Annotated in this window: 6 protein-coding genes; 1 reads left to right on the plus strand and 5 read right to left on the minus strand. The window is 75.1% G+C overall.

From position 1 onward, the window contains the following. From VIU94_RS19915 to fmt, 4 genes are all read right to left on the minus strand, one after another. Positions 1–1,047, minus strand: coding sequence for a sugar-binding transcriptional regulator (locus VIU94_RS19915; RefSeq protein WP_331913185.1), 1,047 nt, complete (start codon positions 1,045–1,047; stop codon positions 1–3). 173 nt (positions 1,048–1,220) lie between these two features. Continuing rightward, positions 1,221–1,904: a ribulose-phosphate 3-epimerase gene (rpe, locus tag VIU94_RS19920; RefSeq protein ID WP_331913186.1), complete on the minus strand. Its 684-nt coding sequence runs from the start codon at positions 1,902–1,904 to the stop codon at positions 1,221–1,223. Between the two features lie 139 nt (positions 1,905–2,043). Beyond that, a complete protein-coding gene (locus tag VIU94_RS19925) occupies positions 2,044–3,465 on the minus strand; it encodes an RsmB/NOP family class I SAM-dependent RNA methyltransferase (protein WP_331913187.1) in 1,422 nt (473 codons plus the stop codon). A 36-nt stretch (positions 3,466–3,501) separates the two neighbouring features. Further along, positions 3,502–4,446, minus strand: coding sequence for a methionyl-tRNA formyltransferase (gene fmt / locus VIU94_RS19930; protein ID WP_331913188.1), 945 nt, complete (start codon positions 4,444–4,446; stop codon positions 3,502–3,504). A gap of 257 nt (positions 4,447–4,703) precedes the next feature. On the opposite strand from fmt, the gene VIU94_RS19935 reads away from it, so the two are divergent. Beyond that, on the plus strand, positions 4,704–5,231 hold the full coding sequence (locus tag VIU94_RS19935; protein WP_331913189.1) for a hypothetical protein: 528 nt from the start codon (positions 4,704–4,706) through the stop codon (positions 5,229–5,231). Between the two features lie 106 nt (positions 5,232–5,337). Here the strand turns inward: VIU94_RS19935 and VIU94_RS19940 are convergent. Continuing rightward, positions 5,338–6,783: primosomal protein N' (locus VIU94_RS19940; protein ID WP_331913190.1), on the minus strand; the 1,446-nt coding region annotated here is incomplete at its 5' end.

The following is a 6,783-nucleotide window of genomic DNA, read 5'->3' on the forward strand; positions in this document are numbered from 1 at the left end:
TCAGACGCCGTCCGGGTCCGCGCGGTCGAGCGCGGGCCGCGGGCCGGGGGTGTCGGTCAGCAGGTAGTCGGCCGCGGAGCGGTCGGTGACCAGGCTGGTCACCAGGCCGGAGCGGAGCACCGCGCCGATCGCCGCCGCCTTGCGCTGGCCGCCGGCGATCGCCACGACCTCCGGGATGCGGCGCAGCCGGTCCGCCTCGACCGTGATGCACCGCTCGCCGAGGTCGCGCCCGACGCGGCGGCCCTCCGCGTCGAAGAGGTGCGCGGACATCTCGGCCGCGACGCCCAGTGAGGCGTAGTGGGCCCGCTCCTCGTCCGTGAGCATGTCGTGGACGGTGGAGATGCCCGGCTCCCAGGAGCCGATGGAGACGCAGGCGACGGTGACCTTGTCGAAGTACTCGAAGGCCCGCGCGATCCCGGTCTGGTTGCGCAGCGCCGCCGCCGTGGCGGGGTCGGGCAGCAGCATCGGCGCGTAGATGGGGTGCGCCTCGCCGCCGGAGACCTGGGCCGCGCGTCGGACCGCCTCGACGGAGCCGCGCTCGGCGGTCCCGGCGTCGTACACGCCCGTGAGCTGGACGACCGTGCACGGGGGCAGGCGGTCGAGCGCCGCCGCCATGTGAATGGTCGAACGTCCCCAGGCGAGACCGAGGACGTCGCCCTCGTTCACCAGCTCGCCGAGCAGATCGGCCGCGACCTCGCCGAGGTTCTCCGGGTCGGGCGACTCCTCGTCGCCCTCCGCCGGAGACTCGACGACGACCGCGTGCCGCAGCCCGTACCGGGCGCGGAGCGCGTCGGAGCGTTCGGCGTCCAGTTCGGCGGGGACGCGGATCTCGATGCGGACGAGATCGCGCTCCAGCGCCGTCTCCAGAACGCGGGCGACCTTGAAGCGGCTGACGCCGAACTCCTCCGCGATCTGGATCTTGGACTTGCCCTCCAGGTAGAAGCGGCGGGCCATGGCCGCCGCCTGCACCAGCTCCGCGGGTCCCATCCGCAGGGCTGACCGTCCCGCCGACATACCCGCCACCGCGATCTCCTCACTGCTGTTCACGTACTGCTGCCGCTGCTCAGGTGCTGTTCAGATGCTGCTCGGGTACTGCTGTTCACGTACAGCCGCTGTCTGCCGCTGTTCACACTCTGGACTCGCTGTCCATCCTGTCAGATCCGGCGAACCTTGATCAGACCTGTCGGTCGGCCGTCGGACCGCGTTCATCTGCGCGAGGCTCAGTGGCCACACGCCCACGCCGCCGAGGCGGTCGCGGACTCGGCCTTGGCGCGCAGCGCGCGGACCGCCTCGGCCGGGTCCTGCGCCCCGTAGACCGCCGAGCCGGCCACGAACACGTCGGCCCCGGCCTCGGCGCACCGCTCGATCGTGGAGTCCGCGACGCCGCCGTCGACCTGCAGCCACAGCTCGAGACCGTGCTTGGAGATCAGCTCACGGGTGCGGCGGATCTTCGGCAGCATGATGTCCAGGAACGCCTGGCCGCCGAAGCCCGGCTCCACGGTCATGATCAGCAGCATGTCGAGCTCGGGGAGCAGGTCCTCGTACGGCTCGATCGGCGTGGCCGGCTTCAGCGCCATGGACGCCCTCGCCCCCTTGGCCCGGATCTCCCGCGCGAGGCGGACCGGCGCGGCGGCCGCCTCGACGTGGAAGGTCACCGAACCGGCGCCGGCCTCCACGTACTGCGGGGCCCAGCGGTCCGGGTCCTCGATCATCAAGTGGCAGTCCAGCGGCGTCTCCGTCGCGCGGGCCAGCGACTCGACCACGGGCACGCCCAGGGTCAGGTTGGGCACGAAGTGGTTGTCCATGACGTCGACGTGCAGCCAGTCGGCGCCGTCCACCGCCTTCGCCTCCTCGGCGAGCCGGGCGAAGTCCGCGGACAGGATGCTCGGGTTGATCTGGGCCATGTGCCAAGCCTGCCATGCTCTTGGGCACTTCTTTGCCGCCGAGCGGTTTCGAACGTGGTTCCCGACGAAAGTAGGGGTGACCCGGACCGGTCTAGACCACCCCAATCCCGACGAATCAGGCCGTGCGGACCTTCGGCGCTCAGGCCGTACGGCGGATCAGCGCCAGGTACATCGCGTCCGTCCCGTGCAGGTGCGGCCAGAGCTGGACGTCCGGGCCGTCGCCGATCGCGGGCACCCCGGGCATCAGCGGGCGGGCGTCGATCAGCTCGGCCCCGCCGGTCCGCTTCAGCACGTCGTCGACGACCACCCGGGTCTCGGCGAGGTGCGGCGAGCAGGTCGCGTACCCGACGACGCCGCCGACCCGCACCGCCTGCAGCGCCTCGGTCAGCAGGCCGCGCTGCAGCGTGGCGAAGCCGTCCAGGTCCTCCGGGCGACGACGCCAGCGGGCCTCCGGGCGGCGGCGCAGCGCGCCCAGGCCCGAGCAGGGCACGTCCATCAGGACGCGGTCGAAGGAGCCGGGACGCCACGGCGGCCGGGTGCCGTCGGCGGCGATGACCTGGTACGGGCCGGGGTTGCCGGCCAGCGCCCGCTCGACCAGCCGGGCGCGGTGCGGCTGCTTCTCCGAGGCGAGCAGCATCGCGCCGCGCTCCGCGGCCAGCGCACCGAGCAGGGCGGCCTTGCCGCCCGGGCCCGCGCAGCCGTCGAGCCAGAGCTTGTCGGAGCCGTCCACGGGCGCGTTGGCCAGCGCGATCGCGACGAGCTGGCTGCCCTCGTCCTGGACGCCGGCCCGGCCGTCCTGCACGGCCTCGATCGCGCCGGGCTCGCCGCCCTCGGCGAGCCGCACCGCGTACGGGGACCAGCGGCCCGGCAGGGTCTCGACGACGCCCGCGAGCTCCTCGGCAGTGGAGCGGCCGGGGCGGGCGACGAGGGTGACCTCGGGGCGCTCGTTGTCGGCCTCCAGCAGGTCCTCGATGCCGGCTCGGGGGCCGCCGAGCGCGTCCCAGAGGGCGGAGACGACCCAGCGGGGGTGCGAGTGGACGACCGCGAGGTGGTCCTCGGCGTCGTCCTCGTACGGCGGGGCGACCTGCTCGACCCAGGCGTCGAGGTCCTGGGCCGCGATGCGGCGCAGCACCGCGTTGACGAACTTCGCCCGGCCGTCGCCGAGCACCACGCGGGCCAGCTCGACGCTCGCCGACACAGCGGCGTGCGTCGGGATGCGGGTCCCGAGCAGCTGATGCGCACCGAGCGCGAGGACGTCGAGCACCGGCGGGTCGACCTCGCGCAGCGGCCGGTCGATGCAGGCCGAGATGATCGCGTCGTACGTGCCCTGGCGGCGCAGCGTCCCGTACACCAGCTCGGTCGCCAGCGCCGCGTCCCGCCCGTCGAACTTCTCCGGACCCTCCTTCTCCCGCGCCTTCTTCAGCAGGGGCGGGAGGACGAGGTTGGCGTAGGCGTCCCGCTCGTCCACCGCCCTCAGCGCCTCGAAGGCGAGGATCCGGACCGGGTCCTTCTGAGGACGGCGGTAGGGCTTGTGGGGACGGCGACGTGCCTGCTCGCTCAAAGGTGCTCCGGGTACGAAAGTGAAGGGCTTGCCCCATCAGCCTACGTCGGCGGCACCGACCCTCTCTCCAGGGGCGATCCGCACCCCGCGGGCCCAGTCCGCCGCGCGCATCGGCTTCTTGCCCTGCGGCTGGACCCAGAGCAGCTCGACGGCGTACGAGCCGGTGCCGACGAACACGTTGTTCTTGCCGGCGGCGAGCTCGCCGGGGGCCAGGTCGGTACGGTCCGGGACCGGGGTGGCCTGGATGAGCTTGAGGCGCTCGCCGCGGAAGACCGTCCACGCGCCCGGGGCCGGGGTGCAGCCGCGGACGACGCGGTCGACGCGCAGGGCGGGGGCGGCCCAGTCGATCCGGGCGTCCTCGACCTGGATCTTCGGGGCGAGGGTGATGCCCTCGATGGGCTGCGGGACGGCCTTGAGGGCGCCGTCCTCGATGCCGTCCATGGTGGCTGCGAGCAGCCCGGCGCCCGCGAAGGCGAGCCGGGTGAGCAGGTCGCCGCTGGTGTCGGTGGGGCGGACGTCCTCGGTGATCACGCCGTACACCGGGCCGGAGTCCAGGCCCTCCTCGATCAGGAAGGTCGAAGCGCCGGTGACCTCGTCGCCGGCCATCAGCGAGTGCTGCACGGGGGCCGCGCCGCGCCAGGCCGGGAGCAGCGAGAAGTGCAGGTTGACCCAGCCGTGGGCGGGGATGTCGAGGGCGACACGGGGCAGCAGCGCGCCGTAGGCGACGACGGGGCAGCAGTCCGGGGCGATCTCGCGCAGCCGGGCCAGGAACGCCTCGTCGCGCGGCCGCTCCGGCCTCAGGATCTCGATGCCCGCCTCCTCGGCGCGCTGGGCGACCGGGCTGGCGACGAGGCGCCGGCCGCGGCCCGCGGGCGCGTCGGGGCGGGTGACGACGGCGGCCACCTCGTGCCGACCAGAGGCGAGCAGTGCGTCCAGGGCGGGGACGGCGACCTCGGGGGTGCCTGCGAAGACCAGCTTCACTCGGAAAAACCTCGTCTCGGGGCGATGGGGTACCTCCCTGCTCGAGCGCAGCCGAGAGCTTGGGGGAGGGCAGCGCACCAGTCTAGGTCGTGCCGCGAGGGGGCGTGCTCAGGTATGTGCGCCCTGTGCATATGCCTGTACGCCCCGGCACCGTGACCCAAGCTCGGGTGGCGCGTTGGTCAAGAGAGATTGACCGAAACGGGCCGCCGCATCGCCGCGGCCCGCCCCCTTTACACGCCGGTTCGAGAGGCTTTCACATGGCCGACCACGCAACCCACGACGCCCAAGCCCGGGCAAGTCTGCACCTGCTGGTGCGGGACATCGAGCGGGTCCGGCGGCAGGTGGACGCACTGCGCACGCTCACGGCCCAGCTGGGCAATGTCTACCGCCCGCGTCGCTCCGGCCCGTCGACGGGCTTCGTCGTCTACGGGCGCGCCCCCGCCCCGACCGTCCGCCTCGCGCAGGAGCTCCGGGACAGCGTCGAGACGCTGGTGACCGCGGCCGTGGACTTCGACCGCTCGCTGGGCTTCTCGTGGGACGCGGTGGGCTCGGCGCTCGGAGTCACCAAGCAGGCGGTCCACCGCCGCTACGGAGCGCGGCGCGCGCCCCAGCAGGGCGGCAGCGTCGACCCCGAGCAGCACACGGAGCCCGGCCCGACCCGCACGATCCCCGTGGTCCCCGCCGTCCCCTCGGCGCGCACGATGCCGCCCCAGCCGGCGGCCGCCGGACCGGCCCTCCGCGAGGAGGTCCGCCCGGGCGCGTTCCCCGGCCCGCGCAACGGCTGACCGCCGCCGCCTTTCGAAGCCGCCCCGCCGCAGGGGCGGCTTCGCCGTTTCGGCCGCGCCTGCCTCGCCGTGTCCGCGGGCCCCGCTTCGCCGTGTCCGCCGCCCCTCAGCCGATGTCCGGCGGGTCCACCCGGATGCGGACCGGGTCGACCGCGCCGCGCGTCGACCGGGCCGTACGGGCGGTCTTCAGCGCGGCCGCGAGCGCCGCGCCGCTGCCCGGGGGGACGCGGACCAGGGCGCGCTCCCAGGACTCGCCGGGCGGCGGGTCCCCGGGGCGCTGGGGGCCTCCCGGGCGGACGACCGGGAGCGGGACCGGGCCCAGGATCTCCGATTCCGCCGGTAGCTCCGCGCTCGCCAGGAAGCCCGTCAGGGCCTCCGGCGGACCGCTCACCGACGCCATCCTGGACACCGGCGGGAAGCCCAGCTCGGCCCGCTCCGCGAGCTCCCGCTGGGCGTGGCCCACCGGATCCCACCGCACCAGCGCCTGGACCGGCCGCAGCGTCGGCTCGGCCACGATCACCACCGTCCCGCCCTCGCCCTGACCCCGCACCAGCGAGGCCGCGTCGATCCAGCGCCGCAGCGCCTCCTCGCCGGCCCGCAGGTCCGGGCGGCTCACCATCGCCCAGCCGTCCAGCAGCAGCGCCGCCGCGTAGCCGCCCTCCGCCACCGGTTCCGCGCCCGGGGTCGAGACGACGAGCGCGGGCCGCCCCGGCACCGTGTCGAGCACGTGATCCCGGCCCGAGGTCCGCACCGGCACCGCAGGGAAGACCCGGCCCAGCTCCTCCGCCGTGCGCCGCGCGCCCACCACCTGGGCCCGCAGCCGCACCGACCCGCACTCCACGCAGTGCCAGTCGGGCGCGCCCCGCCCGCACCAGCCGCAGCGCAGCTCCTGCTGCTCCGGCGCCTCCAGCGGTCCGGCGCAGTGCCGGCAGCGGGCGGGCGTCCGGCATCGCTCGCAGGCGAGCCGCGGCACGTACCCGCGCCGCGGCACCTGCACGAGCACCGGCCCGGTCTTCAGGCCCTCCCGCACGGTCTCCCAGGCCAGCGACGGCAGCCGGGCGGCCCGCGCCGCCTCGTCGCGGGCCAGCTGCTCGTCGCCGACCGTGCGCACCCGGGGAGCCGCCGCTCGCACCTGCTCGCGCCCGGCGACCAGCGGCAGCGCCCAACCGGACTCGACGAGCTGGGCCGCCTCGACCGTGCAGCTCGTGGAGCCCAGCAGGAAGCCGCAGCGCTCGTGCGCGGCGCGCAGCAGCAGGACGTCCCGGGCGTGCGGCTGCGGCGCGTGCAGCTCGCTGTGGCTGCCGTCGCCGTCGTCCCAGATGACCACCAGGCCCAGGTCCCGTACGGGCGCGAACATCGCGGCGCGGGTGCCGACGACCGCGCGGACCGAACCGCGCCGTACCGCGAGCCACTGCCCGTACCGCTTCTCCGGCCCGGCCTCCGCGGTCAGCACCGCGTGCCGCCCCTCCCCCAGCACGGCGGTCAGCGCCGCGTCGACCCGGGAGACCGCCCGCCCGTCGGGCGCGACGACGAGCGCGCCGCGCCCCGAGGC

The sequence above is a fragment of the Streptomyces sp. genome (genome assembly GCF_036566765.1).
GTDB lineage: Bacteria > Actinomycetota > Actinomycetes > Streptomycetales > Streptomycetaceae > Streptomyces.

Coding starts and splice junctions, on each gene's coding strand:
- VIU94_RS19935 (WP_331913189.1), top strand. CDS start 4,704: ATGGCCGACCACGCAACCCACGACGCCCAAGCCCGGGCAAGTCTGCAC.
- rpe (WP_331913186.1), bottom strand. CDS start 1,904: ATGGCCCAGATCAACCCGAGCATCCTGTCCGCGGACTTCGCCCGGCTC.